This is a genomic window from Hyphomonas sp. J20-32 (assembly GCF_055808555.1).
In genome coordinates, this window is the sequence record NZ_CM147873.1 from 346,499 (window position 1) to 372,459 (window position 25,961).

General features: G+C 64.4%; 25 protein-coding genes. 7 read left to right on the top strand and 18 right to left on the bottom strand.

Annotation, left to right across the window (positions count from 1 at the left end; translation table 11 throughout):
* Positions 1 to 2: 2 nt before the first annotated feature.
* The 5 genes from AC0L7I_RS01645 to petA all read right to left on the bottom strand — a co-directional run bounded on the left by AC0L7I_RS01645 (position 3) and on the right by petA (position 4,503).
* Positions 3 to 881 carry an S-methyl-5'-thioadenosine phosphorylase gene (locus tag AC0L7I_RS01645; RefSeq protein ID WP_473397798.1) on the bottom strand — a complete coding sequence of 293 codons (879 nt, stop codon included), beginning with the start codon at positions 879 to 881 and terminating at the stop codon, positions 3 to 5.
* A gap of 3 nt (positions 882 to 884) precedes the next feature.
* Positions 885 to 1,331 (bottom strand): GNAT family N-acetyltransferase, encoded by a 447-nt coding sequence (locus AC0L7I_RS01650; RefSeq protein ID WP_473397799.1) that lies wholly within the window; start codon positions 1,329 to 1,331, stop codon positions 885 to 887.
* A 63-nt stretch (positions 1,332 to 1,394) separates the two neighbouring features.
* Entirely contained in the window at positions 1,395 to 2,438 is a 1,044-nt protein-coding gene (locus AC0L7I_RS01655; RefSeq protein ID WP_473397800.1) for a cytochrome c1, read from the bottom strand.
* Positions 2,439 to 2,457: 19 nt separating this feature from the next.
* Positions 2,458 to 3,915 carry a cytochrome b gene (locus AC0L7I_RS01660; protein WP_473397801.1) on the bottom strand — a complete coding sequence of 486 codons (1,458 nt, stop codon included), beginning with the start codon at positions 3,913 to 3,915 and terminating at the stop codon, positions 2,458 to 2,460.
* Positions 3,916 to 3,930: 15 nt separating this feature from the next.
* Positions 3,931 to 4,503, bottom strand: a complete 573-nt coding sequence (petA, locus tag AC0L7I_RS01665; RefSeq protein WP_473397802.1) for a ubiquinol-cytochrome c reductase iron-sulfur subunit — start codon at positions 4,501 to 4,503, stop codon at positions 3,931 to 3,933.
* Positions 4,504 to 4,687: 184 nt separating this feature from the next.
* On the opposite strand from petA, the gene hemF reads away from it, so the two are divergent.
* Together hemF and AC0L7I_RS01675 are read left to right on the top strand one after the other, a co-directional pair.
* Entirely contained in the window at positions 4,688 to 5,572 is an 885-nt protein-coding gene (gene hemF, locus AC0L7I_RS01670) for an oxygen-dependent coproporphyrinogen oxidase (RefSeq protein ID WP_473397803.1), read from the top strand.
* Between the two features lie 97 nt (positions 5,573 to 5,669).
* Entirely contained in the window at positions 5,670 to 6,167 is a 498-nt protein-coding gene (locus AC0L7I_RS01675; RefSeq protein ID WP_473397804.1) for a TspO/MBR family protein, read from the top strand.
* Here the strand turns inward: AC0L7I_RS01675 and AC0L7I_RS01680 are convergent.
* The 4 genes from AC0L7I_RS01680 to AC0L7I_RS01695 all read right to left on the bottom strand — a co-directional run bounded on the left by AC0L7I_RS01680 (position 6,151) and on the right by AC0L7I_RS01695 (position 9,069).
* A complete protein-coding gene (locus tag AC0L7I_RS01680) occupies positions 6,151 to 7,374 on the bottom strand; it encodes a CCA tRNA nucleotidyltransferase (protein WP_473397805.1) in 1,224 nt (407 codons plus the stop codon). The genes AC0L7I_RS01675 and AC0L7I_RS01680 overlap by 17 nt on opposite strands.
* Complete coding sequence (locus AC0L7I_RS01685) at positions 7,361 to 7,777, bottom strand: DUF6111 family protein (protein ID WP_473397806.1); 417 nt, start codon at positions 7,775 to 7,777, stop codon at positions 7,361 to 7,363. The genes AC0L7I_RS01680 and AC0L7I_RS01685 overlap by 14 nt, the downstream gene beginning before the upstream one ends.
* 78 nt (positions 7,778 to 7,855) lie before the next feature.
* Complete coding sequence (locus tag AC0L7I_RS01690) at positions 7,856 to 8,476, bottom strand: CoA pyrophosphatase (protein WP_473397807.1); 621 nt, start codon at positions 8,474 to 8,476, stop codon at positions 7,856 to 7,858.
* Positions 8,477 to 8,481: 5 nt separating this feature from the next.
* The gene (locus AC0L7I_RS01695; protein WP_473397808.1) at positions 8,482 to 9,069 is read right to left on the bottom strand and encodes a DUF1285 domain-containing protein; all 588 of its coding nucleotides are present in this window, start codon (positions 9,067 to 9,069) and stop codon (positions 8,482 to 8,484) included.
* A 74-nt stretch (positions 9,070 to 9,143) separates the two neighbouring features.
* Between AC0L7I_RS01695 and AC0L7I_RS01700 the strand changes: the two genes are divergently transcribed.
* From AC0L7I_RS01700 to AC0L7I_RS01720, 5 genes are all read left to right on the top strand, one after another.
* Positions 9,144 to 10,142, top strand: a complete 999-nt coding sequence (locus AC0L7I_RS01700; RefSeq protein WP_473397809.1) for an AAA family ATPase — start codon at positions 9,144 to 9,146, stop codon at positions 10,140 to 10,142.
* 85 nt (positions 10,143 to 10,227) lie between these two features.
* Positions 10,228 to 10,575, top strand: a complete 348-nt coding sequence (locus AC0L7I_RS01705; RefSeq protein WP_473397810.1) for a hypothetical protein — start codon at positions 10,228 to 10,230, stop codon at positions 10,573 to 10,575.
* Positions 10,572 to 11,438 carry a DUF58 domain-containing protein gene (locus AC0L7I_RS01710; RefSeq protein WP_473397811.1) on the top strand — a complete coding sequence of 289 codons (867 nt, stop codon included), beginning with the start codon at positions 10,572 to 10,574 and terminating at the stop codon, positions 11,436 to 11,438. Before AC0L7I_RS01705 ends, AC0L7I_RS01710 begins: the two co-directional genes overlap by 4 nt.
* Positions 11,435 to 14,290, top strand: coding sequence for a DUF4159 domain-containing protein (locus AC0L7I_RS01715; protein WP_473397812.1), 2,856 nt, complete (start codon positions 11,435 to 11,437; stop codon positions 14,288 to 14,290). The genes AC0L7I_RS01710 and AC0L7I_RS01715 overlap by 4 nt, the downstream gene beginning before the upstream one ends.
* Positions 14,287 to 16,326 carry a hypothetical protein gene (locus tag AC0L7I_RS01720; protein ID WP_473397813.1) on the top strand — a complete coding sequence of 680 codons (2,040 nt, stop codon included), beginning with the start codon at positions 14,287 to 14,289 and terminating at the stop codon, positions 16,324 to 16,326. The genes AC0L7I_RS01715 and AC0L7I_RS01720 overlap by 4 nt, the downstream gene beginning before the upstream one ends.
* Before the next feature lie 198 nt (positions 16,327 to 16,524).
* On the opposite strand, the gene AC0L7I_RS01725 is transcribed toward AC0L7I_RS01720, so the two are convergent.
* The 9 genes from AC0L7I_RS01725 to AC0L7I_RS01765 all read right to left on the bottom strand — a co-directional run bounded on the left by AC0L7I_RS01725 (position 16,525) and on the right by AC0L7I_RS01765 (position 25,730).
* A complete protein-coding gene (locus AC0L7I_RS01725) occupies positions 16,525 to 17,157 on the bottom strand; it encodes a hypothetical protein (protein ID WP_473397814.1) in 633 nt (210 codons plus the stop codon).
* 127 nt (positions 17,158 to 17,284) lie between these two features.
* Entirely contained in the window at positions 17,285 to 18,166 is an 882-nt protein-coding gene (locus tag AC0L7I_RS01730) for a patatin-like phospholipase family protein (protein ID WP_473397815.1), read from the bottom strand.
* Between the two features lie 188 nt (positions 18,167 to 18,354).
* On the bottom strand, positions 18,355 to 19,353 hold the full coding sequence (locus AC0L7I_RS01735) for a PhoH family protein (protein WP_473397816.1): 999 nt from the start codon (positions 19,351 to 19,353) through the stop codon (positions 18,355 to 18,357).
* 103 nt (positions 19,354 to 19,456) lie between these two features.
* Entirely contained in the window at positions 19,457 to 19,984 is a 528-nt protein-coding gene (locus tag AC0L7I_RS01740; protein WP_473397817.1) for a VOC family protein, read from the bottom strand.
* 259 nt (positions 19,985 to 20,243) lie between these two features.
* Positions 20,244 to 21,173 carry a LysR family transcriptional regulator gene (locus AC0L7I_RS01745; protein WP_473397818.1) on the bottom strand — a complete coding sequence of 310 codons (930 nt, stop codon included), beginning with the start codon at positions 21,171 to 21,173 and terminating at the stop codon, positions 20,244 to 20,246.
* 121 nt (positions 21,174 to 21,294) lie between these two features.
* Complete coding sequence (locus AC0L7I_RS01750) at positions 21,295 to 23,388, bottom strand: TonB-dependent receptor domain-containing protein (protein WP_473397819.1); 2,094 nt, start codon at positions 23,386 to 23,388, stop codon at positions 21,295 to 21,297.
* A gap of 66 nt (positions 23,389 to 23,454) precedes the next feature.
* On the bottom strand, positions 23,455 to 23,925 hold the full coding sequence (locus tag AC0L7I_RS01755) for a DUF2946 family protein (protein ID WP_473397820.1): 471 nt from the start codon (positions 23,923 to 23,925) through the stop codon (positions 23,455 to 23,457).
* Positions 23,926 to 23,964: 39 nt separating this feature from the next.
* A complete protein-coding gene (locus AC0L7I_RS01760) occupies positions 23,965 to 24,456 on the bottom strand; it encodes a GNAT family N-acetyltransferase (protein WP_473397821.1) in 492 nt (163 codons plus the stop codon).
* Positions 24,457 to 24,545: 89 nt separating this feature from the next.
* Positions 24,546 to 25,730, bottom strand: a complete 1,185-nt coding sequence (locus AC0L7I_RS01765; protein WP_473397822.1) for a mechanosensitive ion channel — start codon at positions 25,728 to 25,730, stop codon at positions 24,546 to 24,548.
* Positions 25,731 to 25,961: the final 231 nt, after the last annotated feature.

The window sequence follows — 25,961 nt, forward strand, 5'->3', positions numbered from 1 at the left end:
GCTTAGCCGCCAAGTGCCCGGCCTGCAATCACCTGTAGCTTTGCCAGCATGGCCGGGTCGCGCGCCGCGGGGGCCGTGATCAGGGCATGGTCGAGACAGGTATCGATGCCATCCGGTGAGGGCGTGCGGGGTGTCTGGGCCAACAATTCAGCCATTCGCACGATGGCCTGACGGGCCAGCGCACTGTTCTGGCCCATGATTTCCATCACATTCGTGACATTGACCGCCTCTTCCTCCTCACGCCAGCAATCATAGTCGGTGACCATGGCGAGCGTCGCGTAGGGCAGTTCCGCCTCGCGGGCGAGTTTGGCCTCGGGCATGGCAGTCATGCCGATGACATCGCAGCCCCATTGGCGATACAGGCGCGATTCCGCCAGCGACGAGAATTGCGGCCCCTCCATCGCGAGATACGTGCCGCCCCGGTGCATCACGGCGCCGGCGCTCTCGGCGGCATCCGCCGCCAGCGCAGACAGGCGCGAACAGACGGGCCGGGCCATCGAGACATGTGCGACCATGCCCGGGCCGAAGAAGGTGAACTCGCGCGCCACCGTCCGGTCGATGAACTGGTCCACCGCCACGAACTGGCCCGGCACATATTGTTCCTTCAGGCTGCCGCAGGCCGAGATCGAGAGAATGTCCGTGACCCCCGCCGCCTTCAGCGCCGCGATATTGGCGCGGTAGGGCACACTCGACGGTGTCAGCCGGTGCCCCCTGCCATGGCGGGGCAGGAAAACGAGGTCGACCGGGCCAACCCGCCCCCGCACCAGCGTGTCGGAGGGTTCGCCCCACACCGTCTGCACGCGTTCCTCGCGCTTGTCCTCGAGACCATCGATCTCGTAGAGGCCGGAACCGCCGATGATGCCAAGCGTCCATTTTGTCATGTATCAGGTCCTGAAAATCTTGCGCATGCCGAAGGGCGGCGGCGACAATGGATTGGGTGTCGTCAGCTCAACATCATCTGCAGGCAGGTAATCAAGTCCTTCATAGAACACGATCAGGCGAGGCTGGTCGGCGCGGATGGCCAGTTGGGCCCCTGCGGCCCCTATCTCGCGTCCCATCTGCTCGAGTGCCTCCAGGATCACCACGCCCAGTCCCTGTTTCTGGAAGGCTGGCAACACACCTATGCGCTTGATTTCGATCCATGTCCCCTGCCCGCCCGGCCCCGGCACGCGGACAAATCGACCCGAACCAATCGGCTCGCCATCGCTTTCAAGCAGAACAGCACCACCTTTTGCGATCTGGGCGGACACGCTCTCGGGCGTTTCGCGGAATACCGTGGATTCGGTACTGACCCGCCCGGTCCAGATGCGGCGTGTCAGGGCCTCAATCAAAAAACCGTCCGCTGCGCAGGCGCGGCGGACGGCTGGAATTGATGCCTTGTCGGCCAAAACGTCCTAGTGCTCGACCTTGCGCCAGACACGCTTGTACGAGAACCAGAGAAGGATGGTCAGGACGAAGAGATAGATCATCACCGGCAGGCCCAGCGATTTGCGGTTGGTCTGCTTCGGCTCGCTGGCCCAAGCCAGGAACTGAGCCACATCGTGGGCCATCTGTTCTGTCGTCGCCTCGGTGCCGTCATTGTAGGTCACGCGGCCTTCCGGCAGTTGCGGGCCCATGGCGAGGAAACCGCCAGCGGGCGACTTACGCGGGTCACCTTCATATTGAGGGGTCGTGTCGCCGGCCATGAAGGGATTGTAGAACTGGCCGGCGGGCTGGATCAGCACACCTGCTTCGCCGTGGTCGCCTTCAGCTGCTTCATGTCCAGGGATATGGACTTTCGACATGTCGATGACCGTCTGCATGACGGCAGGTGTCGAGACTTCGGCGATGTCATCGGTCGGATCATCCGGCGTACCATTGTCAGAGGCTGGCGTCGTCACGACAGCCGGGGTCACCTCACGGGTGCCGATGGCGTCTGGCGACGGATAGCCCGACAGGAGGCTATAGATATAGCTGGCACCGCCATGGCGGGCCTTGACCATCACCGACAGGTCTGGCGGAGCGGCACCATTGTTGGCGGCGCGACCGGCATTGTCGTTCGCATAGGGCGAACGGAACTGGTCAGCTGGCGTCGCCGGACGGAAATCATAGTCGCCGATATCATTCGGAGTCGGGCTCTGGATTTCAACGTCTGCAGCCAGCGCTTTCACGAACGGGTTCTCGTTTGCGTTCGGATAGTCCGCATCGAAGAAAGGACCGCCCGGTTCGCCGAGATTGCGGTAGCTGAGCAGTTTCATCGAGTGACAGGACGAGCAGACCTCCCGGTACACCTGATACCCGCGCTGGACGGATGGCATGTCGAACTGGCCGAGCAGGCCGTCAAATGGCCAGCCACCTTCCGGTTCATGCGGATGGGCAGCGGCGCCACCTTCGGCATGCGCCATGGCTGCGAGGCTGAGGCCGGCAAGACCGGCGGCGAGAATGCGGAACGCTTTCATGGATCTACCTCGAGGCTCCCTATTCGGCCGGAACGGCGGTTGCTGAAGACGCCTTGTGGCGCTTGAGCACGGATTTATGGATGGATTCCGGCAGCTCCTTCGGCTTCTCGGTCAAGCCGATGAAGAACAACATGAAGAAGTACCCAAAATAACAGATCGTCAGGATCAGCGAGAGCTGGCTGAACTGGAAGGTAGCAGGCGCAACGGCCGCGAGTGACGGGCTGGCGTCTTCCGGAAGGTTGGCCATGAAGCGTTTCGCGTCATGATAGGCCTCTTCTCCCTTGTATTCGCTAGTCGCTTCCTGACCGTTCTCGCTATAGCTTACGACGAGAAACTTTTCGCCTTGCAGTGCCGGTATGACGGCTGCGTCCGGCGCCTTTGCACCACACCAGCCAAGAAGCACGCAGACAACGACAAAGCCGAAGAAGAACTGGCGGGCCACCGGACGGTAGCGCATCGATTTCACCTTCGATGTGTCGAGCCATGGCAGGACGAACAGGATGGCGATGGCGGCAAACATGAAGATCACGCCGAGCAGCTTGGCCGGAATGGGGCCAAGATCAAACGTGATCGCCCGCAGGATCGCGTAGAATGGCAGCATGTACCATTCGGGAACGATATGGGCTGGCGTGACGAGCGGATTGGCTTCGATGGCCTGGTCAGCGTGACCCAGTGCGTTCGGTGCGTAGAACACGAAGGCCGCGAACAGGATCAGGAACAGGGCAACAGCGAAACCGTCCTTGATCGTGTAATAGGGATGGAACGGAACGGTGTCCTTTTCCACGTCCTGCACTTCAACGCCGGTCGGGTTGTTATTGCCAGGCACGTGCAGCGCCCAGATGTGCAGGATCACGACCGCTGCGATCATGAATGGCAGCAGGTAGTGCAGCGAGAAGAAGCGCTGCAGTGTCTGGTTGCCAATCGACGGTCCACCGAGAATCCAGGTCTGCAGGCTTTCGCCAACCAGAGGAATCGCGCCGAACAGCGAGGTGATGACGTTCGCGCCATGATAGGACATCTGGCCCCATGGCAGCATGTATCCGAGGAAGGCTGTCGCGATCATCAGAAGGAAGATGACACAGCCGAGGATCCAGAGGACTTCGCGTGGCGCCTTGTACGACCCGTAATAGAGGCCCCGGAACATGTGGATGTACACGGCGAAGAAGAACATCGACGCGCCGTTGGAGTGAATGTAACGCAGCAACCAGCCATAGGGGACGTCGCGCATGATGCGCTCGACCGAGGCGAAGGCGCCATCGACGCTGGCCTCATAGTGCATTGAAAGGATCACGCCGGTCAGAATCTGGATCACCAGGCAGATCGCGAGGATCCCACCGAACGTGTACCAGTAGTTCAGGTTTTTCGGCGTCGGGAACGTGATTGCCGTGTCATTCGCAAAGCGGATGAGGGGCAGGCGCTTGTCGAGCCATTTCTCGAAGCCGGAATTGGGTGTGTAGGATGATTCATGTCCGCTCATCAGAGATGTCCTTCCTTAGAGGGAAATGTTGACCACGGTATCCGACACATACTTGTAGTTCGGAATCGGGAGATTGGTGGGGGCCGGGCCGCTGCGAATCCGGCCGGACGTATCGTATTGCGAACCGTGGCAGGGGCAATACCAGCCGCCATAGGCGCCGACATTGCCTTGCGTTGGACCAACCGGGACGCAGCCAAGGTGGGTACACGCACCGGACGTGATCAGAATGGCCGGGTTAAGCGTGCCATCCGCCTTTGGGCGCAGGCGCTCGCCATCGGTCTGCGGTTCGCGCAGCGTCGCCACGTTGACGGCTTCGGCTGCAGCGATCTCTGCCGGCGTACGGTGTCGGACAAAGAAGGGCTTGCCGCCGATCAGGACGCGAATCTCGCCGCCGAGCGGCACTTTCGAGATATCGACATCGAGCGACGAGGCGGCACGCGTATCGGCTGCCGGGTTCCACTGGTCGACAGCGGCGATGGCAAAAGCAGCCAAGCCGCCGAAAGTCACGGCTCCCGTTGCGATATGGATAAAATTGCGGCGATCTTCATCGACGGCGTCGTCATGGGAATGTGCAGTTTGATCAGTCACGCTGTACCCGTCCTTCAAGGCAGAATCTTGGCCCCGTATTACACAAGGCCCCCTCCCCTGCCCATTGCGGCAAGGCGACACGGGAGGCCCCAGTAAAACACTTATCGACGCGCGTTATCCTGACTTGTGGCCTGTGACAACAGCGCGCTTGTCGCAGGAGGCCAGACAGCGCATCAAAAGCACCATGACCAATCCCGATCTCAATGCCCGCAAGGCGCGCGCCAGCGCCTGGTTCAAATCGCTGCAGGACGATATCTGCGCCCGGTTCGAGGCACTCGAAGATGCGGTTGGACCGCCCCTCTACAAGGGCGAAGCGGGGCGATTCGAGATGACCGAATGGACGCGAGGTGACGGTTCCGAAGACCTTGGCGGCGGGCGAATGGGCCTGATGCGCGGCAAGGTGTTCGAAAAGGTCGGCGTTCACTTTTCCCTTGTGCACGGGACATTTTCCGAGGCGTTCGCAGCGCAGATCCCGGGCGCAGACAAGTCAGATGGGCATTTCTGGGCCAGCGGAATCAGCCTGATCGCCCATCCGCGTAACCCGCATGTGCCGTCAGCCCATATGAACACGCGCATGTTGGTGACCAGCGACAGCTGGTTCGGTGGCGGCGGCGATCTCAATCCCCTGCTCGCCTATCAGCGAGACCCGGCGTTTGAAGATTCTGTGGATTTCCATGCTGCGATGAAGGCTGCGTGCGATTCATATCCTGGCGCGGACTTCGCGGAGATGCGCGATCATTGCGACACCTATTTCCACCTGCCGCACCGAAACGAGCCGCGCGGCACGGGCGGCATCTTCTATGACCGGTTCAATACGGGCGACTGGGAGGGCGATTTCGCCTTCACGCAAGAGGTCGGCCGGCAATTTGCCGACATCTACCCGAAACTCGTGGCACGCCGCATGGAACGCGCCTGGAGCGAGGCCGAGCGTGAGGAACAGCTGGTCCAGCGCGGACGCTATGTCGAGTTCAACCTGCTTTATGATCGCGGCACCACGTTCGGCCTGAAGACCGGCGGTAATGTGACGAGCATCCTCTCCAGCATGCCGCCGGTTGTGAAATGGCCGTAGAGGCTCTCCAGCTCAATCTCCGGGCCTGTTTCGAGAAACATCCCTGATTTCAATGTTCTGCAATGACGAAGTGGCCGTTTAAGGGTACACTGGCATCATGCTGGTGCGCAGATATCCCATGCCATGGATGAGCGCCGTCCTGGTTGTGGCCAGCGCGGCAATTGCCAGCCTGCTGGGTTTTCTGGTGTCAGATGTTGCTTCACGCAACTGGTATGCCGGGCTCGATAAGCCGCCGCTGGCACCAGCCGCTTCCTTCCTCGTCCTTGCCTGGCCTGTTGTGATGACTGCAGTTGTCGCCGGGGCGCTCCTGGTTGTGAAACAGGCCGGAAACTTCCGGGATGCCAGCGGCGCCCTCGGCCTCTACTTCCTCTTGCTGGCAGGCGGCATGATCTGGAATCTCGCCTTCTTCGGCCTCGGAGACACCGGTCTCGCGTTCGGCGTGATGACCATCCTGCTCATTCTCGACTTCGCCCTCGTGCGCGAATTCGACCGCCATTCCCGCACCGCCGCACTGGTCCAACTGCCATTTCTCGGCTGGCTACTGTTCGCAACCTACCTGACGGCAACTGTCTGGGGCCTCAATCGGGCAATTTGAGCCGGGCCAGCAGCGCATCCCGGTCCAGCCTGAAATCGCTGTCGATCCAGGCCGCTTCAGCCACCCTGAGGGCTTGACCAATACGCGGACCCGACAGGCCGAACGCCAGCGCATCGTCGCCGCCAATCGGCAGGACCGGCCGGGGCCAGGCCGCAATCTCGGACAGGCGTGCCCTGAGATCTGCGGCTCGTTCCGATTGGGCTGCCTCCAGCACGGCCCGGTCCCGCACGGCTTCAGGCCCGTAGACATAGATCGCCGCATGCAGGTCGCGTGGTGCCAGGCCCTGGACATGGTCCATGCCGGCGCTCGCCCATGCCAGCAGGCGGCGATGTTCCTCATTCGACAATTTGAGGCGCCCGGCCACTGCATCCATCTCGCGGCCGCGACGCGGCAGCATCGCCATGACGCGCTGTATCGGATCCGGTTTCAGCCCCGCCTGTTTCTCGGCCTCGCACAGGGCAACAACGCCATCGGCATGCGCGCCGGGCAGGATCTCTTCCAGCACGCCGCTCTCTTCCATCGCCAGCATGGCAACTGACGGGTCAGGCGCGCCGAGCAGCTTTTTCAGTTCTTTCCAGATTCGCTCGGCCGCGATCTTACGGAGGCCCTGTCGCTGGCGGGCACAAGCGTCCAGCCCTGCCCCGTCAATCGCCTCGCCATACCAGGCGTTGAAGCGGAAGAAGCGCAAAATCCGCAGATAATCCTCGCGCAGGCGCTCATCACCATCGCCGATAAAGATGACACGGCCTGATTTGGCATCGGACAATCCACCCGCAATCGGCTCGAACACATGGCCCTCGCGATCAGCATAAAGGGCATTCAGGCGGAAATCGCGGCGCGCGGCATCCTCGGCCCAGTCCTCGGTAAAGGCCACGACAGCGCGGCGCCCGTCTGTCTCGACATCGCGGCGCAGGGTCGTGATCTCGTAAGGACGGCTGTCGAAGATTGCGGTGATCGTGCCATGCTCGATACCGGTCGGCAGGGCGCGTATCCCGGCGGTTTCGAGCGCGGCGATGATCGCCGGCGGCTCCAGCTGGCTGGCAATATCGATATCGTCATCGGCGTGCGTGGTACTGCGGAATACGTTCCGAACACAGCCGCCAACAAACCGCGAGCCGCCCGGACGGGCTGCCTCAAGCGCCGCCATGACGGCCTGCGTCCCGCGCTGGGTCAGCCAGGGCGGCGCAATCTTCTCAATCGGGGTCATCGGGGCTGTCTGTCGCCTCGGTTTCCGGGAAGCGGGCCTGTATCTCGGACGTATCGCGCGTATCGGCCGGGCCGACGGCGCCCTGCGGCACGATTCCGGGCGATTCCTTCAGCGGCACACCGACATCGCGCACGTTCTGCTCGCACGGATAGTCGCGCGCCGGAATGATCACGCCATTCTCGAACCGGGCCGGTTCATGGCAGATATCGCGTTCCTTCTTTTCCATCGCAATCAGGACGAACCAGGCGATCGTGGCGAGCGCGAGCCCGGCCAGGAACAACATCTGGACCGGCCACTTGCGCTTGCCTTCCTGTTCCGCGCTGGCCGTCGCCAGCAGGTAGAGTCCGAACAGGATGAACGGTATCGAGAAGATGAAGGCCTCAAAGACCAGCCTGCCTGCCAAAATGTCCCTCCAATTCGGGTTACGTCCTAGATAAGCCGCACCGGGCCGGATCAAAACCCCTAATCGCCCGTCGCGGGCTCAGCCCTCATACAGAGTCTGGTACAGGCGGCGGATAATGCCCGCTGTCACGCCCCAGATACGATAGCCATTATGCGGCATCTCGTAATATTGGCGTTTCTGGCCCTTGTAGACAGCATGTCCCGTCTGGTGGTTGGCCGTGTTCATCAGGAAATCAAGCGGCGTCTCGAACACATCGGCGACTTCGGTCGGGTCTGGCACGGCGACAAAATCCGCCGGCAGCACGCCCAGAACGGGCGTGATTCGAAAACGCGTACCCGTGACATAGGGCGAGCCCTTGCCGATGACATCGACCTCGCCCGGGACAACGCCGACTTCTTCCTCGGCTTCACGCAGGGCGGCAGCCACCTCGTCGACATCGATCGGGTCGACCTTGCCGCCCGGGAACGCGACCTGGCCGGCATGCGTGGACATCGTGGTCGGACGGACCGTCAGCAGCGCCGTCGCGCCGGTCTTGCGCGGGATGACCCCGATCAGCACGGCCGCAGGCCGGATGATGGCAACTTCTTCCGGCGTCAGGAAATCCATGTCGCCGCCTTCCTGCAGGCTCATCGCGCCGACGGGCGGATCCAGCCGCGCAGCCGCTCTTGTCAGGAAGTCGTCGAGATCTGTGTAGCCCATCGGGATCAGGCTGCCGGGCCGATAGGAAAGAAAGCGCCCTGGCTCCACACGCCAAGTGTCGGCGAACCATCCGGATTGGGCTCGGCCATGTCAGCGAGTTCGTAGAAGACAGGCCGGGCAAGTTTGGCCTCCAGCCGTCCCCGCACCAGAACATAGGGCAAGGGTTCGCCGGTTTCCGGGTCGGTCTCGACGCGGATCGGCAGGTCCGGCCCGGCCACCGCCACGTCGCCGACATTGGTGAGGAAGGCCAACGCCTGCTGCGGCCCAGGCTCTCCCGCCCGGTCGACGCGCACGGCAATGAAGGGCGCATCCTCGACCCGCACCACGACTTTTTCATAGGGCGTGACGAGCCAGGTTTCGCCGTCCTCATCCTTGCGCAGGATGCGGGAGAACATCTTCACCATGCGCTCGCGGTTCATCCGGCCGCCTTCATGCCACCAGCTGCCATCGGCACGGATCGCCATGTCGATATCGCCGCTACGCTCGGGATTCCACGATTCCACGGGCGGCAGCTTTCCCGACAGCTTGCCATCCGGCAGGATAGCCTTAAGCGTCTCTTCGAGGCTGATTGTGTTGCCGGGACTGGATTTCACGTCTTACTCCGCCATGATGAGGCCTTAGACATAGGTTTGTTTGCCAGACACGTGAAGCCGGAGGCGCCCCTTATATGGCCGATACTGCAGTAGATACGAACGACATCGTCGCCGAGGCTGAAGCTGCCACCGAGACCCTGCGTCAGGTCAAGGCGGAAATCGGCAAGGCCGTCTTCGGGCAGGAACGGGTCATCGAACTGGCGCTGGCCGCGGTCCTCGCGGGCGGTCACGCGCTGCTGATCGGTGCGCCGGGCCTCGCAAAGACACGCCTTGTCGAAGCGATGGGCACGGCGCTCGGCCTGTCGAACCAGCGCATCCAGTTCACGCCGGACCTGATGCCGTCCGATATCCTTGGCTCCGAAGTGCTGGACGAAAGCGCAGGCGGCCAGCGCACGTTCCGTTTCCTCAAGGGCCCGATCTTCACCCAGCTGCTGATGGCCGACGAGATCAACCGCGCCAGCCCGCGCACCCAGTCTGCCCTCCTGCAGGCCATGCAGGAACGCCATGTTACGGTCGCGGGCGTGCGCCACGACCTGCCGGCGCCTTTCCATGTGCTCGCCACGCAGAACCCGATCGAGCAGGAAGGCACCTATCCCCTGCCCGAAGCCCAGCTCGACCGTTTCCTGCTGAAAATCGATGTCGCCTATCCGGATCTCGACACCGAGCGCCGCATCCTGATCGAAACGACCGGCGGAGCCGACCAGACCGTCCGCCCGGCGCTCGACGCTGAGCAGCTGATGTCGATCCAGGCCCTCGTGCGCCGCATGCCGGTCGGCGAGAAGATCGTTGCGGCGATCCTGAACCTGATCCGCGAAGCGCGGCCCGAGCAGACCAGCGATGCGCGCGTGCAGCGCCTCGTCGACTGGGGCCCGAGCCCCCGCGCCGGTCAGGCCCTGATGCTGGCCGCGCGTTCCCGTGCCCTGCTGCGCGGACGCCTCGCGCCGTCAATTGAAGACGTGGAAGCGCTCGCCGAACCCGCCCTCGGCCACCGCATGGCCATGCGCTACGATCCGACCGGCGAAGCCCCGAGCCTCACCGACCTGATCAACGACCTCGCGCGGAAGGTGGCGTAGACGGGTGCTTCGATCTGTGATCGCTTGCTCTCTTCTCACAGCCACACAGGCCTGTTCGCCATCGGCATGGAACAAAGACGTAGACATGCAAATTTCATGCATTGCGGCGCTTCAGGTTAAAGCTCATGACGATTTGTTTCTGAATGAATACCGTCAGCTCAAAGAGAATAATCCCGGAAAAGCAGAAGCTGACGCATTTGATATCTGGCGGAAGTGGCATTCCCGCACGAGACAAGATGGCCTTCATGCCGTCAGAGCCCGATTTGGAAATAGCTGGCACACTCAAAGCCAATTTCTGAAGCTGTATAATCGGTATTTTTCTGAATACTGGGAGGCAATACCGCAGGGATTTGAAGAAGCAGAAGAAGCAGAAGTCCGGCTTTCTGAGCTTACGCGTGCCTGCGATGGTCCACAGGATAGCAGCTCCAAATGACTCCCTCCTCCGACCTTCGTGCTGAAGCCGAGGCGCTGGCCCGCCAGCTGCCGAACCTGAACTTCAAGGCCGAGGCCTCTGAAGCCGCCCATATCGGCAGCGCCGGGCGCCGCCGCGCGGGCACGGGCGAGCAGTTCTGGCAATACCGCCGCTATGCGCAGGAAGACGACGCAACCCGCGTCGACTGGCGCCGCTCGGCCAAGGGCAACGAGCTGTTCGTGCGCGAGACGGAACTCGAAACCGCCCGCACGGTACTGTTCTGGTGCGACCCGCATCCGGGTTTCAACTGGAAAGGCGAAGGCGACATTCGCACCAAGGCCGACGAAGCGCGCCTGCTGATGCTGACGCTCGGCATATTGATGTCAAAGGATGGCGAGCGGATCGGCGCACTCGGCGCAGGACGCTCGCCCAGCTTCGGGAAGCGCGCCGTCGATCGCCTCGCCGAAGACATTTCGAATGGTGCGGACCGTCCCTTCCCGCCCCCGCCGCGCACGTCTGCGACGCTGATCATCGCGTCAGACTTTTATGATCCGATCCCGGAATGGCAGGCCCGCCTGAAGCCGCTCGCCGCCAAATGCCCGGAAGGCGTGCTGCTCGCAATCGCGGCGCCGATCGAAGAGGCGTTTCCTTTTTCCGGCCGCGTGAAGCTCCACCGTCCCGGCGCCGACGCCGACCGCATTCTCGGACGCGCCGAGACAATGCGCGAGGACTACCAGCGCAAGTTTGCCGAACAGCGCGACGCCCTCCAGGCGCTCGCCACGCAAATCGGCTGGCGCCTTGTCACGCACACGACCGGCGCACCGAGCCTGCATGGCGCCGCCCGGCTGAAGCTGGCCGTCGAGAGTTTCGGGGCACGCGGATGACCGCGCTGGGCCCCTTCCTGTTCGGCGCGCCGCTGGCGCTGTTCGCACTCCTGTCACTACCCGTCATCTGGTGGGTGCTGCGCGCAACCCCGCCTGCGCCGAAGGATGTGGAGCTTCCCTCGCTGCGCCTGCTAGACGACGTCGAGCCGAAAGAGGAAACGCCTGCCCGCACGCCCTGGTGGGTCTGGCTGATCCGTACACTGGCGGCTGCCGCGGCCATCGCGGGCCTGTCCCAACCGGTCTATGCGCCGGGCGCACGGAACGAAGCGCCCGATGCCGGCGGCGCGCTGCTGGTTGTTGTCGACAATGGCTGGCCCTCGGCTTCGCGCTGGAGCGAACTGGTTGATGCAGCCACCGCGACGCTCGACACGGGCGGCCGGGACGCGGCGACGCATCTCTTGCTGACCGCCCCGCAGACGCTGAACACGGATCCGGCCATGCGCCTGTCACGCGCTGACATGGCGAAACGCCTGTCGTCCCTGCGCCCGCAATCCTGGAACACCGACCGGACCGAGGCGCTGGAAAGGCTGAACGCATCCGGCCTGAAACCCGCGCGCATCTTCTGGGCCAGTGATGGAATCGAGGACGAGGACGGCCGCGCCTTCGCTGCCGCCCTGTCATCCATGGCGCCGCTGTCTGTTTTCGCCGCGCCGCCCAAAGGGCCCGCGGCGATCACCGGCATCACATCGCAAACCGATTCCGTCTCCGTCACTCTTCGCCGGGTGGAAGCGCGCGGCGAAGAGCGGAGCTTTGTCTCCGCCCTCACACTCGACGGCTCGGCACTCGCCACCGCCGAAGCGGTTTTCAATGACGGTGAACGCGAAGCCGTGGCGAGCTTTGCCATTCCGGCGGCGGCGCTGTCCCGCATTGCCCGCTTCACCGCGACAGGCCGACAAGGCGCAGGCACGGTCTGGCTCTGGGATTCGGCGAACCGCTCGCGGCGCGTCGGGCTGGTTGATGCCGGGTCCGTCGCCCAGCCGCTGTTGTCGGACATGCATTATGTGCGCAAGGCGCTCGAGCCGTTCGCCTCGATCACCGAAGGCAATATCGAAGCGCTGGTCTCGACCTCGCCGGACGCCATCGTGCTGACGGACATCGGCCAGATCCTGCCGGACGATGCCGAGCGCCTGACCGAATGGGTCGAACAGGGCGGCGCGCTGATCCGCTTTGCCGGGCCGCACCTTGCCGCACAGGGCGATGACCTGCTTCCCGTCGCACTGCGCCGCTCGTCCCGCGCCCTTGGCGGCGCCCTTGCCTGGGACGAACCGCAGGCGATGGCCGCTTTTCCCGCTACGTCGCCCTTCGATGGCCTCGCCATTCCGCCGGATGTCCGCATCAGGAAGCAGGTTCTGGCCAAGCCAGCGCCGGACCTTGCCCGCAAGACCTGGGCGCGCCTCGCCGATGGCAGCCCGTTGGTGACCGCCGATTCCCGTGGCAGCGGCACGCTGATCCTGTTCCACATCACCGCCGGGCCGGACTGGTCTGACCTTCCCTATTCCGGCACGTTCGAGCAGATGCTGCGCCGCTCCATCGCCGCCGGGCGCGGCGAATTTGTCAGCGACACCGAAGGCGCCTACACGCCGCAACTGGTGCTCGATGGTTATGGCCGGCTCGCCGCTGCCGGCGCCAATGCCGCACCGCTGAAAGCCGCCGACTTCGGAACGATCAATCCATCTGAAGCCCACCCGCCCGGCCTTTACCAGGGTCCGTCCGGCACCCGCGCGCTGAACGCCGGTGCCGGGGCGCGGCCAAGCCTGATCGAAAGCTGGCCGCTGGCGGCGCGCCTGCTTGGCGATGCCGAAGCGCGGTCGCTGCGCCTTGCCGGGCCGCTGCTGTCGCTGGCGGCGATCCTGCTGGCGCTCGACCTGTTCATCGCGCTGCTCGTGGCCGGGCATTTGCCGCGTCTTGGCCGCCGGACGAAAGGCGCCGCAGCGTTGCTGCTGGTTTGCACACTCGGTTTCAGCCTTGCGCCGCATGCCGACGCCCAGACCTATCGCTACCAGCAGATGCCGGATGGCTCCTATCGCCGGGTCTCGACCGCACCGCAAGTCGTGCCGATTGCCGGGCCAGGCCGGGCAACGCAGAAAGAGATCGAGGCGGCTCTCACCATGCGTTTCGGCTATGTTGAAACCGGCGACCGCGCGCTGAACGAACGCACCCGCGCCGGCCTGTCGGGCATTTCATCTGTCCTCAGCCTGCGCACCTCGGTCGAGCCAGCCGAACCGGATGCGCTGAACCTCGAGACTGATGCGCTGGAGCTTTACCCGCTGATCTATTTCTGCATTCCCGAAAATGCGCCGCCGCTGTCGGCGACTGCGATCGCCAAGCTGAACGCCTATCTCCGCTCAGGCGGCGCGCTGGTGATCGACACGCGGGCGGGCGGAACGGTTGGGACCGATACCGATGTCGCGCCGCTCGAGACGCTGCTGGAAGGGCTGGATGCGCCGCCGCTGCAGCCGGTGCCGACCAATCATGTGCTCGCGCGCAGTTTCTACCTGCTCGACGATTTTCCCGGTCGCTTCGCCAATCGCCGCCTCTGGATCGAGAAGACCGGCGGACCGAACGCCCCGCGCGGCGACGGCGTTTCGCGCCTGTTCATCGGCGATGCCGACTGGGTCTCGGCCTGGGCGGTGGATAATCGCGGACGCGATCTCTATTCCGTCGATGGCGGGCCGACGCAGCGCGAAATGGCGCGGCGCTTTGGCGTCAATCTCGTGATGTATGTGCTGACGGGCAACTACAAGGACGACCAGGTCCACCTGCCGGCCCTGCTGGAGCGCCTTGGCAATGGCGATGAAGAAGAGACCGAACCGCGTTTGCCTGATCGCCTGCCTGAAGGGGGGCCGCAATGATTGATGCCACCCGCCTTGCGTTTGATCCGTTCCTCGGCTGGCCGGCGCTCTGGCTGGTCGTCGCTGTCGCGGCACTGGCCTGGATTGCTTACGTCTTCCTGCGCGGGCAAGCGGCGCTGACGCGCGGACTGGGCCTGACTCTGCTGGCGGCGGCGCTGTCGAACCCGTCGCTGGTGGAAGAAGAGCGCGAACCCCTTCCCTCGGTGGCGGCGATTGTTCTCGACCGGTCGGAAAGCATGCAGTTCGGGGACCGCGCCAGCGCGGCCCAGACGGCGTTCAATGAACTGAAGGCAAAACTGGAAGCGGACACGTCGCTGGAAGTGCGCGTGCTGGAATCCGATCCCCGCGATGACGGCACGCATCTTTACGGCGCGCTGGAAGGCCTGATGGCGGATGTGCCGCGCGACCGGATTGCCGGGGCGATCCTCGTGACCGACGGCCAGGTGCATGACTTTCCCACCGGAGAGGCGCGGGAAAACGCCATCGGCCCCGTGCACGGACTCGTGGTCGGCGATCCCGACCGGGGCGACCGGCGGGTGCAGATTGTCGATGCGCCGGATTTCGGGATTGTCGGCGAGACGGCCAGCCTCGTCGTGCGGGTTGACGATCCGGATGGCGGCGAGATCGAGGTCGGCGTCTCGCTGAACGGCGGCACGACCGAGCGCGTGACCGTCAAGGCGGGCGAGGACACGACACTGCCGATCGAGATCGAGCGACGCGGCGAGAATGTCATCGTCGTGGACGTGCCGCCGGGCCGGGAAGAACTGACCCTGGCCAATAACCGCACGGCAGCGACGCTGGCGGGCGTTCGCGACCGGCTGCGCGTCCTGCTGGTGACCGGCAAGCCGAACCAGGCCGGGCGGGTGTGGCGCGACTTGCTCAAATCCGACCCCTCGGTCGATCTTGTCCACTTCACCATCCTGCGCCCGCCCTACAAGACCGATTACACGCCGACCGAGGAACTGGCGCTGATCGCCTTTCCGACCGAGGAATTGTTCGTCGACAAGCTGAAGGATTTCGATCTCATCATCTTCGACCAGTATGAGCGGCGCGGCGTGATCACCCAGTCTTACCTTGCCAACATGGCGCGCTATGTGACCGATGGCGGCGCGCTGTTCATTGCAGCGGGCGAGCCGTTTGCCGGGCCGGGCAGCCTGGCGCGCTCTCCGCTGGCAGCTGTCCTGCCCGCCTCGCCGACCGGCACGATCCGGACCGGGGAATTCGTCCCCAAGCTGACCGAAGCGGGCAAGCGCCACGCCGTGACCGCGCCGCTGGACGGCCAGACATGGGGCAGCTGGATGCGCTCTATCGAAGCCACGGCGCAGGCCGGGGACGTGCTGATGAGCGGGCCGGACGACAAGCCGCTGCTGATTGTCGACCGCGTCGACAAGGGCCGTGTGGGCATGCTGATGTCCGACCAGATCTGGCTGTGGGCGCGCGGCCATGATGGCGGCGGGCCGTTTTCGGAACTGATCCGCCGGGTCGTCCACTGGATGATGAAGGAGCCGGAACTCGAAGAGCGCCGCCTGAGCCTCACCGCCGAAGGCGACACCGCCCGGATGGAGCTGCGCACCCTGCTGGACGCGGCGCCGCCGCTGCAGCTGGAAACGCCGGAAGGCCGCATCATCGAGCCGGTCTGGACGCAAAAGGCGCCGGGCATTTTCAGCGCCGAAGCGCCGATCGACCAGCTGGGCCTGTACCGCGCCGAGGCCGGGGGGCTGGAAGCCGTGGCCCTGAACGGGCCGGCCAACCCGAAGGAATATGCCGACCTGCAATCGAGCACCGAGATCATGGCGCCCTTCGCGAAAGACACTGGCGGCGGCGTGTTCCGCCTGAACGCAGGCGGCACCAACCTGCCGGACATTCGCCGCGTCGGCGCGCGGGCCAATGCGGCGGGCGGCAATTGGCTGGGCCTGCGCGAGCGCGGCGCCTATGCGGTGCGCTCGTCAACCAGCCAGCCCTTGTTGCCAGGCCTGCTGGCGGCGGGCCTGCTGGTGATCTTCCTGATTCTCGCATGGCGGCGAGAGGGGCGGTAGGTTTTTTCTCCTTCTATCATTTGTACCGACGACCCCTGCGAAGGCAGGGGTCCATGGACTGAGCTTTCCCCCTGCCCCTGAGGCGCGTCCGGTCCATGGATACCTGCCTTCGCAGGTATCTTCGGAAGAGAGGCAAGAGATGCACCTGTGACCGGAGCGGCGGGACCGTCCGGCAAAAAACGTGGAAAGCAGCGTGGATCAGGACGTGTCTATCCCCCCGCCCGGCCATGATTCCAGCCCGGCATTGACGAGGCCCGGCAGGGCGCTGGCGATGAGGCCGAGTTCGGGGCGCAGCCTGCTGGCGCCCGCGACCGGCAGGCAGGACGGGCGCGGCTCGCCCTTCTTCTTCAGGCGGTCCAGCGTGCGCGCGAGGCGGCGGGCATGCGCCTCTGGCGCGGCCAGCACGCGGTGCAGCGCGATGATGCGGGCAAAGACGGGGGCGGCCGGCACGGGGCCAGCCCGGAAAGTGCACGGAAAAAGCCCGAAGGGCGGTTCGGCACACGGATCGACGGCGCGTCCGGCGAGCCGCAGCCGCCGGGGGGCGGCAAGGGGGAGGTATGTGTGCGTTACGTCCTCGACGCCGGGTGGCAAGGGGGTGGCCGGACCGGGAGTGCGGGGGCGGACGGGCGCGAGGCGTAAGGAGAGCGCGAGGAGCAGGACCAGCCGCCGGACAATCACTTCCAGCAGCTTCAGCCGGGCCCGGGCCCGCTGCGCCACCCCGCGCCTGAGCGTGACCGGCGCGCGCACCATGTCCGTCAGGTTGCGGACATTCAGCAGGGCGTATTCCGCCTGCTGCAACCCATGGGCAATGAAATCATCCGTCGCATTCATGGGGGCAGTATAGCGCGGGTTGGATATAGGTTGGATTGGGGTGGGGAGACGGACGATGTATCGTAGACACGCCTTGCGCGCTGGCTCCTCCCCTTGGCCGCGCGCCTCTACCGCGCGACCGGGTGTGTCAGGTGAACCAGCGGCGGTGTCGCCGCGACCGCGTGGCTTTCGAATGGCCCAGCGTTGCGAGAAGCGACGGCGCCGCGTGCCGGACGGCGTCGACGCCAGCGGCGATGCAATCGCGCTTGTGCTGGAAATCCAGCATGCCGACAGAGCGGCCAAAATGCGGCTTGAGGACAAGGTCCGCTTTCTCATGGCGCAAGCTGGACAGGGCGTCCTGGGTGAGCTCGATCGACCGCAGCAACACGTCCAGCCCGTTGCGCGGGTTGGGGCTGCTCCTGTCCTGGCTCGGGTCAACGGAGATCACGCGGTCAATGCCCGCCTCCCTGAGGACGTCGACCGGCGACATGCCGACATACCCGCCATCGACGAGCAGATGGGTGCCGTCATCAAACGGCGGCAGGATGCCCGCCAGCGCCGAGCTGGCATAGACGGCATCGACCGCGTTGCCGCGTGTCTTGATGACCATGTTGCCGGTCAGGATATCCGTTGCGGCGACATAGGTCGGCACGCGGCCCTCCTCGAGATTCCTGTCCCCGGTCAGCTGCGCGAGGACGCCGCGGCCCCAGGCGACGGTATCCTCGCCGGCGCCCCAGCCATAATAGATGTCGCGCAGTTCCTGCCCGGTGATGTAGAGATTCTTCAGCCGCGACACGATGCCCGGGCCATCGAATCGCGGCACGACCGGGAAGCCCGACACGTCCATGGCGACAAGGTCGTCATACCAGTTGTCGTTCAGCGCATAGGCCGCGCCGACAACCGAGCCCATGGAATAGCCGGCAATCGCGCTCGGGTAATAGCCGAGATGGTTCAGCGCCCTCAGCACGCCGGCATGGGCCATGCCCCGCGCGCCGCCGCCGGCGAGGACCAGTCCGAACTTGTGGGTCATGCGTACCATCCTGAGCGGGAAATCATGTCCTATACCAGCTTCCGGCCAGTGGGGGCATCAGGCGCAGCGCAATGCACCCTGCGCCACTATCCGGCCCATGATGGCCTGAGGTCCCGGCCTTCGCCGGGACAGCGGTGCGTGGGGAAGTGGGAGTCCCGGTGCGGAGGACGAAGCCCCCCCTGCCCGGCCTAGTCGGCCTGGAGGGCGAGTTCCATGTCGGTGAGGCCGGCTTCGGCATAGAGGGCTTCGAGCTGGGCGACCGTTGCGTTGCGGACAATGTCCCTTGGCTGGAATGTGTGGGTACGGCCGATCTTGTGGCCTTCGATCATTTTCAGCAGGTGGAACAGCCCGTTTGTCTCGCCCGTGGGCAGGGACGACTGGGACGGGTCGCCGGTGATGATTGTGCGGGAGTTCTTGCCGGCGCGCGTGATGGCGAGGCGCATCCAGTGCTTGTCGGTATTCTGGGCCTCGTCGATGAGGATGAAGGCGTCGCTGAGCGTGCGGCCGCGCAGCAGGCCGAGGGGCGTGATTTCAAGGTGGCGCTGGTCGATCATGGCCTGGACCTCGGCGTGGCCGACCAGGTCGTTCAGGACGTCGAAATAGACCTCGAACTGTTCGTCGCGCTCTTTCTCGGCGCGCTTGGCCTGGGTCATCAGTTCGCCGCGCAGCATTTCGTGCGGCTTGGTGATGACGATGCGCTTGACCGCGCCCTTGGCCAGCTGGTTGAGCGCGGCGGCAATCGCGAGATAGGTCTTGCCGGTGCCGGTGGGGCCAAGGCCGAAGACGAGCGGCATGTCACGGTCCAGCAGGTCGTTCAGGAAGGCGAGCTGGGCCATGGAATGCGGCTTGACCGGCTGCATGATGCCCGACAGGCGCAGGGCGAGGTCGCGTTTGAGCACTTCCTGCAGCGTGTCGTCGATGACGGCCTGCAGGCTGGCGGCATCGAGCGCGGGCCCCTGCCCCTGCAGCATGGGCGCGAGGCGCTGGGCCAGGAGCTCGACAAGGACAATGGCGGGCCTATCGCCGACCAGATCGGTCTCGGCGGGCGATTGCGGCCATTTGACGGAGAAGGGCGCAACGGCCTTTGCCACAAGGGCAAAGAGGGCCGGATCCCGGCTCAGCCTGTAAATGGTTTTCGCCGAAGTGTCGCTCGCGCCAACGGTTTCGCTGGGCATGTCATAAGGCATTGTGTCTTCCCCCCGGAGTACCTTTTCCTATGCATAATAGGATATGGTAAATATTGTGTACCTGCAGGGCGGGTGGCAGGATGAGGGGGCCTGGGGCCCTGCCCTATTTGATCACGCGGACCGGGTCCGTGCCGTCCCAGCCCTGCGCGACCTTGCGGATATGCGCGAAGGTGCGGCCCTTGGTGCCGGAGATGTCGGAGATTTCGACCACGGTGCCGGGATGGGCCTCGGTGTCGAAATAGGCAAAGCGCCCCTTCTCGCCGCCGATGCAGCCCTCGTGGCCAACCTTGTAGCCGAGCGAGAGCGCGCTGTCGTAGAGGCCCTGGTAATCCTCGGTCCAGTAGGACATGTGCTGGAGGCCTTCATGGCCGGCGTCGAGGAATTCCTTGTACATGGAGGGGGCGTCGTTGCGCTGCTGGATCAGCTCGATCTGCAGGTCGCCGGAATTGGCGAGGGCGATGGACATTTTCACGTCTGAGGGCTGGCCGCGATGGCGGAACCAGTCTGTCTTCACGTCCTCGATATAGAACCAGGGGCCGACGCCCATGACATTGATCCAGTGGTCCATTGCGGACTGGATATCACGCACGACATAGCCGTTCTGGCAGACGTTCCCGAAAATGCGGCTCATGGATGGCCCTCCCCTTTTTGGGCCTGTCTTGCCTGCCTGGAGCGGGAAAGGCCAGCGCTTTCGTGGGGGGAAACGTTGCCAGGCAGCGGGGATACACCACCTGGCAACACCTGTCTTTTCGTTGCAACGCAGAACTAGGTGGGGGACGCACCACATTGCAAAGACAGCCGGAAAGTTACGACAGGCAACTGATGAGAACAATTGAGTAATAATTGCTTGTTTGCGCGTAACAGTCACAAATAGGCCGGGCCGCCGGCACCTAGAGAAAGGACTTCAGGCGCTTGGCATTGCCGCGCCGGAGCTTGCGCGCGGCGGCGGCGAGACTGTCGAGCAGGGCCTTGATATTGGGTTCGAGCGCGGCCTCTTTCTTGTAGGCCGCCCCGATGCGGTATTTCGGCAGGCCGGGAATCTGCTTGCCGGCGAGGCGGCCCAGTTCCAGGTTCGGCACGGCCAGGGACAGGGGCATGATGGTGAGCACGTCGGAGGACATTGACAGGTTCATGCAGGATGTCGGGCTGTAGAGCGTGTAATGCGGCGCGCCGGCCTGGGCCAGCGCCTCGCGCATGCCGTCGGGCAGCTGGCCGTCGAGATAGTTGAGATAGCCCGGAAAGGCCCAGGGATAGGCCAGGAGCGTTTCGAAACTGGTGTCACGCCCGGCGACCGGATGGCCCGGCCGGTGGAGCATGACGAAATCGTCGGTCATGATTTCCTGGAAGTGCAGCCGGCCCGCATGCGGCAGGGCCTCAAGCGTCGACATGTTGAACAGGACCATGTTGGCGCGGCGCTGGACCAGTTCCTCGATCGCCGAGTGCGGCGGCATGACGTCGGCCAGCATCCGGACGTCGGGCGACGATTTGCGGAACTCGATGATCGCGGTCGGCAGCAGGATGTCATAGGCGATGGGGCCGCCGATCACCTTGATATGACGATCGCCGGCGACGGTTTCGCGCTGCACCACTTTCGCGAAAGCGAGCAATTCGACCGCCATCGGATAGAGGCGCTGGCCGGCCTCGGTGGGCGTGACCGAGCGGGTGGTGCGGTAGAAGAGCTGGGTGCCCCACGCGTCTTCGAGCGTCTTGATGCTGCGCGTGACGGCCGAGTGCGTCAGGTGCAGCTCTTCGGCCGCCTTCGAGAAACTGAGCAGGCGGTAGACGACTTCGAAATACTGGATCAGGCGGAGATCGGTCATGGCGAAAGGCTTAGGGGCAGAGCCCGGCCATGGCAAAGCTTGTTCACGCGCCGGGCGAGCGCAGCCGGCACACTTCGCGCGCGAGCGGGCGACCCGGCACAAGGCCGGGCCGCCCGGCCGGTCAATGGGTGAGCAAGAGCCGGACAAAGGCCCCACGCCCTGCCCCCGGCACCCGCGTGCCAAGCGCGACGTCGCTGCCGGAATTGCGGTTATAGCCCGACAGGTGGTCGCGGTAGACCTGGTCCAGCAGGTTCTCGACCCCGGCCGAGAGCCGCACGCCGTCACGCACCTGCCAGTCGCCGAACAGATTGAGCACGGCGTAGCCCGGCGTCCCGGCCTCACTATTGGCGGCCGACACATCCGCTTGCTCCGCGACGAGGCGGGCCTCGAGCGTGGCCGACCAGGCCGCCGCTTCCCAGGTGACGCCGGTGGTCAGGCTGGGCGGAGCGACGCGGTAGAGATTGTCGTCCACGTCGCGCCGTTCGCCGCGCACATAGGAGAGTACGCCGTCAAGCCGGAGCGGCCCGTCGAAATCATATCCGGCATCAAGGTCGAACCCGTAGAGCCGGGCATCGACATTGGCCCAGCGGAGAGGCGTCGGATCGCCGTTCATGGCGGCGATCATCTCGACCGGCGAGTTGGCGACACCCGGCGTGGTGTCAAAGGCAACGCCCTGGATATAGTCGTCGACCTGGCGGACATAGACGGTCGGGCGGGCATAGGCGCGCGATGTGGCAAAGTCGAAACCGGCCTCGGCCAGCCAGGCGGTTTCCGGCTTGAGCGCAAGATCGCCGACATAGATGTTGCCATCGGCGAGCCCGCCGCTGGCACTGGTCGGCAGCCAGCCGAAGCGCTGGATATAGCCAGGCATCTTCTGCTTGCGGGCGAGCGTGATGCGCCAGGACAGGCCGTTCCCTGCCGGGGTCCAGAACCGGGCGACGGCGTCGGCGGTCGTGTCCTCGCCATCGGTGTTGCCGGAATTGAAGGCAGCGGCCAGCATGCGCGGGCCCATTGGCAGGGCCGTGCCGACCGACGCGTCTCCCGCTTCGTACTCATGCTGGTCCACGCGCAGGCCAAGTTCGGCTTCGAGCGGCCCGAGGGGGCCTGTCCATTCGGCAAAGGCCCCCGTGCGGCGCAGGGTGATGTCGGGGAAAGCCGTGACGAAGAAAGCGGCATTGTCCGGATTTGTGATCGTCACATTGTGATCGGACTCCTCAGTATCGAGACCGAGCAGCAATTCGCCGCCAGACAGCGCGAAGCCGAGCGCGATATCAGCGCCGCGTGTCGTCGCATCGGCATAAGAGGCGCGGGCCGCCATCATGCCGGGCGACGGACGCATACTGAAATTGTCCATCAGGTGCGACACGTCGGTATAGTGGAGCGAGGCTTCCAGCGATGCCGCACCGATACCTGTCGCATAGGCGAGCCGGGCAAAGTCCGTGTCGAAATACCGGATATCCATCGGGAAAGGCGGGTTGCCTGACGGGCCGGTATTCTGGCGGCGCAGGTCCAGGCTGATATCGCCCGCGCCGGTCTTCATGCCGGTGGAGACGCCGAATACGCTGCGCTCGAACGCCGTGCCGCCGATCGTGCCGTCGGCATAGTCTGTATCGTCGCCTTCTTCATAGGCGCCCAGCAGGTTGAACCGCCAGGTGTCGGTGGCCGCGCCGACGATGCCGCCGGTGGACACGCTGTCATTGATGCTGCGCGCGCCAAGGGTGAGATCATAACCATATTGGGCCGCCTCGCCCGCAGCATAGTCGATGCGCTTGAAAACGGCATCGGCGCCGCCGGCAAGGCCGGGGCCTTGCGAGACGGGGCTGACGCCGCGGTCGATCACCACGGCGGCAACCAGCGGGGCCGGCGCATAGTGGAAGACAGGGTCCATCAGGTTCGGCCCGCCGGACGCGAAGCGCTGGCCATCGACACGCAGGTTGAGCCGTTCGCCGAACAGGCCGCGATAGGCCATCTGGCCCGATAGTTCACCATTGGCGATACGGGCGCCGCCCGGCGTGCGGGCGGAGAGATAGGTGACGTCGCCGCCCTGAAGGGGGGCACCATCAGGTGTGACGGCATGCTGTGTTGCCGTATCAAGACGTGAGCCCGTGACGATGATGACGTCCTGGAGGGCGGGTTCTGCCTCCTGCGCATGGGCGGCAGGCAGGACAGCGGACAGGGCCATCAGCCCCGCGCCGCAAAACAAGTGTGGTTTCATTTTCTATCCGTTCGGCCCAGGCGATGCCGGGCACTGGTCTGATTGAGGAATGCTTTTCGGGTTCAATCAGATACGGATGGGCGGCCCCCTGGCCGGAAGCGGTGCACGGGCGCGCCAGTTGGCAACGGTATTGATGACGGGCCGGTCGCCCAGGAGAGGCGGACCGAACAGCGCCGCGAGGAACACGTCCGGAGGGAGCGGCAGGTCGAAGACAGCCGTCGACGCAAAGGGACATGTCGCGGACGAAGATGTGTTGCCATCATCCGTCGGCGCGTCCGGGGCTTCGTCGCCGTCGACCTCAGTCATCTTGCCGGTATGGGGATTGAGCGACACGAAGCGCTCAGCCGTGCCACCACAGATGCGGATAACGATATCACCGGTGTCTGCCGAAGGCGCGAGCATGTAGCCTGTCGGCACGAGCGCGCGCATCACCATCAGCAGGGATACCGCTGTGATGATCCAGAAGCGCATTGGCACGAATGGGAAAAGACCCTTGGGCATGGCGGTTGGATAGCGGCGCGGGGGCAGACTGGCCATGTGGCAATCTCACCCCAGCCATTGCGGGCAACCGATCCCCTACCCTGCCGTGACCCTGCCTGCGAGCTGGCTCGCGTCGCCAGCCAGATCGCGCACCATGACCCGGGCCTGGTCCTGCGGGCCGGGAAAGGAGAGCTGGTGCCTTGGCGTGACGGTGAAGCCGATCTCGCCGAAATAGACGGGTGCACCGATGAGGATGGCAGCGGGCCAACCCGCCTTCTTGCCCGCTTCCAGCGCTTCGCCGGTAACCGAAAGGCCGAGGCGGCTGCCCTGATGCGCCGGGGCGACAGCGACCGGGCCATAGAACAGTGCGCGGGTGCGGGCCTCGCCCACAACCAGCGGCCAGACGCGGCACACACCGATCACCTCGCCGTCCAGCACGGCCACGCGGCTGATATCCGGCAGTGAGCGCGAAAACTCGCGCAGGCGCTCGGCAGTCTTGGCAAAGTGGCCGGGGCCGAACGTGGCATCGAACAAGGTTTCGATGGCAGCGGCGTGCACGGCGGGGGTTTCGGGAATGATCTCAAGCATGGCGAGCGGCCTTAAGATGCATCCGCGCCGGGCGCAATAAAAAAGGCCGCCCCATGGGGAGCGGCCTTTCTGTGCAAATTGGTGCGTCACTATCGCGAGGCGCGCCAGGCTTCCAATTGGCGGGCTGCCCAGTCCTTGCCACCCCAGCCAAAGGCGATGGCAAAAGCGGCTGCACCGCCCATGACGAGGTATTGCGCGACATTGAGAATGAATTCGCCGCCGGTCGGGTCGAGGCCCATGCGGGAAATACCGAGAATGACCGACAGGATGATGATGATCCATTTGACGAGATTGGCGGCAACATCGGTTGCGCCTGAGCCCGTGGAGGCCATGGCCGACGTGACCAGCCGGGCGATGAACACGCCAGCGAAGATGATGACAGCGCCGAACACGATCTGCGCGCCCATGGAGAGGACGACGTCCATCGCATAGGTCAACGTGTCGATGCCGAGCGCATTGAGCGCTGCAATCACGCCGAGCAGAACGATGAAGAACTGCGCAAGACGCGACGTAACCACCGAAGCCGTGAGGCCGGAATCCGCCCCCTTCAGGATACCAAGTTCAGCCACGGCGCCATCCAGTCCCATGCCCGGCAGGACCCCGGCGATCAGGTTGCCGACAAAGCGGGCCACGACCACGAAGATGCCAAGAATGACAACCGCAGCCAGCAGGTTGGGAAGGATGCCTACAATGTCCTGCAGCAAGGCATTGGCCGGTTGGGATATGGCGGCCATGTCGAGCACGTCAAACGCCGTGATGGCGCCAATCAATATGATGAGGGCCGAAGCAATCGTGGCCGAAATACCAGATACATTGACGGGGCCCGATGCGAGCTTGAACTGCTCCGGCAAACCATCGGCGAAAACAAGAATGGCCGACAGTGCCTGTTTCACCACATTCGCGACGATCAGGAATATGCCGAACACGAGGATCGCACCGATGATATTATCGCCATAGGCCATGATCGGGGAGATTACGCGGTTCAGCGCGTCCGATATTTGTGTGGCGCCGGCAATTGCGAGCGACTGCATCAGGCCGATCAGGATGATCACCCAGAACGCCGCAGACGACAGGCTGGCGCCGAGGCTCTTGCCGCCGGTCGTGTTGAGAGTGTTGGCGCGTTTGGCGAGCCCGGTCTTGTCGATTGCCGCACTGACCAGCCATCGCACGATCATGGCGGCGATGATGAAGGCGATCATGACGAGCGCGGCCTTGATCAGGTTCGGCCCGAAGGTTTGCGCCTGCACTACGAGATTGTTCCAGAATTCTTCCATATTCAGCCCCTTTATTCTCCAGGCGGCGAGTCGCCCCTATAGCGCCTGCATCCCGGTGAGGGCGTTGTTGCATATCGTTTTGCAATGCAGGATGAACAGGAATTTAGGATTGCAGCGCGCTCGCCCAAAGGGCGAAAATCCACTTGTCAGGTGCGCCCGGCCCGCAGAACGCGCGTCAGGCCACGGTGCGATCCATCATGCCCGGTGCATCGGGTGTCATCGGACGGCCGC

Coding starts and splice junctions, on each gene's coding strand:
- AC0L7I_RS01745 (WP_473397818.1), bottom strand. CDS start 21,173: ATGACCGATCTCCGCCTGATCCAGTATTTCGAAGTCGTCTACCGCCTG.
- AC0L7I_RS01700 (WP_473397809.1), top strand. CDS start 9,144: ATGGCCGATACTGCAGTAGATACGAACGACATCGTCGCCGAGGCTGAA.
- AC0L7I_RS01655 (WP_473397800.1), bottom strand. CDS start 2,438: ATGAAAGCGTTCCGCATTCTCGCCGCCGGTCTTGCCGGCCTCAGCCTC.
- AC0L7I_RS01725 (WP_473397814.1), bottom strand. CDS start 17,157: ATGAATGCGACGGATGATTTCATTGCCCATGGGTTGCAGCAGGCGGAA.
- AC0L7I_RS01710 (WP_473397811.1), top strand. CDS start 10,572: ATGACTCCCTCCTCCGACCTTCGTGCTGAAGCCGAGGCGCTGGCCCGC.
- AC0L7I_RS01750 (WP_473397819.1), bottom strand. CDS start 23,388: ATGAAACCACACTTGTTTTGCGGCGCGGGGCTGATGGCCCTGTCCGCT.
- AC0L7I_RS01645 (WP_473397798.1), bottom strand. CDS start 881: ATGACAAAATGGACGCTTGGCATCATCGGCGGTTCCGGCCTCTACGAG.
- AC0L7I_RS01755 (WP_473397820.1), bottom strand. CDS start 23,925: ATGGCCAGTCTGCCCCCGCGCCGCTATCCAACCGCCATGCCCAAGGGT.
- AC0L7I_RS01735 (WP_473397816.1), bottom strand. CDS start 19,353: ATGCCTTATGACATGCCCAGCGAAACCGTTGGCGCGAGCGACACTTCG.
- AC0L7I_RS01760 (WP_473397821.1), bottom strand. CDS start 24,456: ATGCTTGAGATCATTCCCGAAACCCCCGCCGTGCACGCCGCTGCCATC.
- AC0L7I_RS01690 (WP_473397807.1), bottom strand. CDS start 8,476: ATGGGCTACACAGATCTCGACGACTTCCTGACAAGAGCGGCTGCGCGG.
- AC0L7I_RS01740 (WP_473397817.1), bottom strand. CDS start 19,984: ATGAGCCGCATTTTCGGGAACGTCTGCCAGAACGGCTATGTCGTGCGT.
- AC0L7I_RS01720 (WP_473397813.1), top strand. CDS start 14,287: ATGATTGATGCCACCCGCCTTGCGTTTGATCCGTTCCTCGGCTGGCCG.
- AC0L7I_RS01715 (WP_473397812.1), top strand. CDS start 11,435: ATGACCGCGCTGGGCCCCTTCCTGTTCGGCGCGCCGCTGGCGCTGTTC.
- AC0L7I_RS01765 (WP_473397822.1), bottom strand. CDS start 25,730: ATGGAAGAATTCTGGAACAATCTCGTAGTGCAGGCGCAAACCTTCGGG.
- AC0L7I_RS01730 (WP_473397815.1), bottom strand. CDS start 18,166: ATGACCCACAAGTTCGGACTGGTCCTCGCCGGCGGCGGCGCGCGGGGC.
- AC0L7I_RS01705 (WP_473397810.1), top strand. CDS start 10,228: ATGCAAATTTCATGCATTGCGGCGCTTCAGGTTAAAGCTCATGACGAT.
- AC0L7I_RS01660 (WP_473397801.1), bottom strand. CDS start 3,915: ATGAGCGGACATGAATCATCCTACACACCCAATTCCGGCTTCGAGAAA.
- AC0L7I_RS01680 (WP_473397805.1), bottom strand. CDS start 7,374: ATGACCCCGATTGAGAAGATTGCGCCGCCCTGGCTGACCCAGCGCGGG.
- hemF (WP_473397803.1), top strand. CDS start 4,688: ATGACCAATCCCGATCTCAATGCCCGCAAGGCGCGCGCCAGCGCCTGG.
- AC0L7I_RS01675 (WP_473397804.1), top strand. CDS start 5,670: ATGCTGGTGCGCAGATATCCCATGCCATGGATGAGCGCCGTCCTGGTT.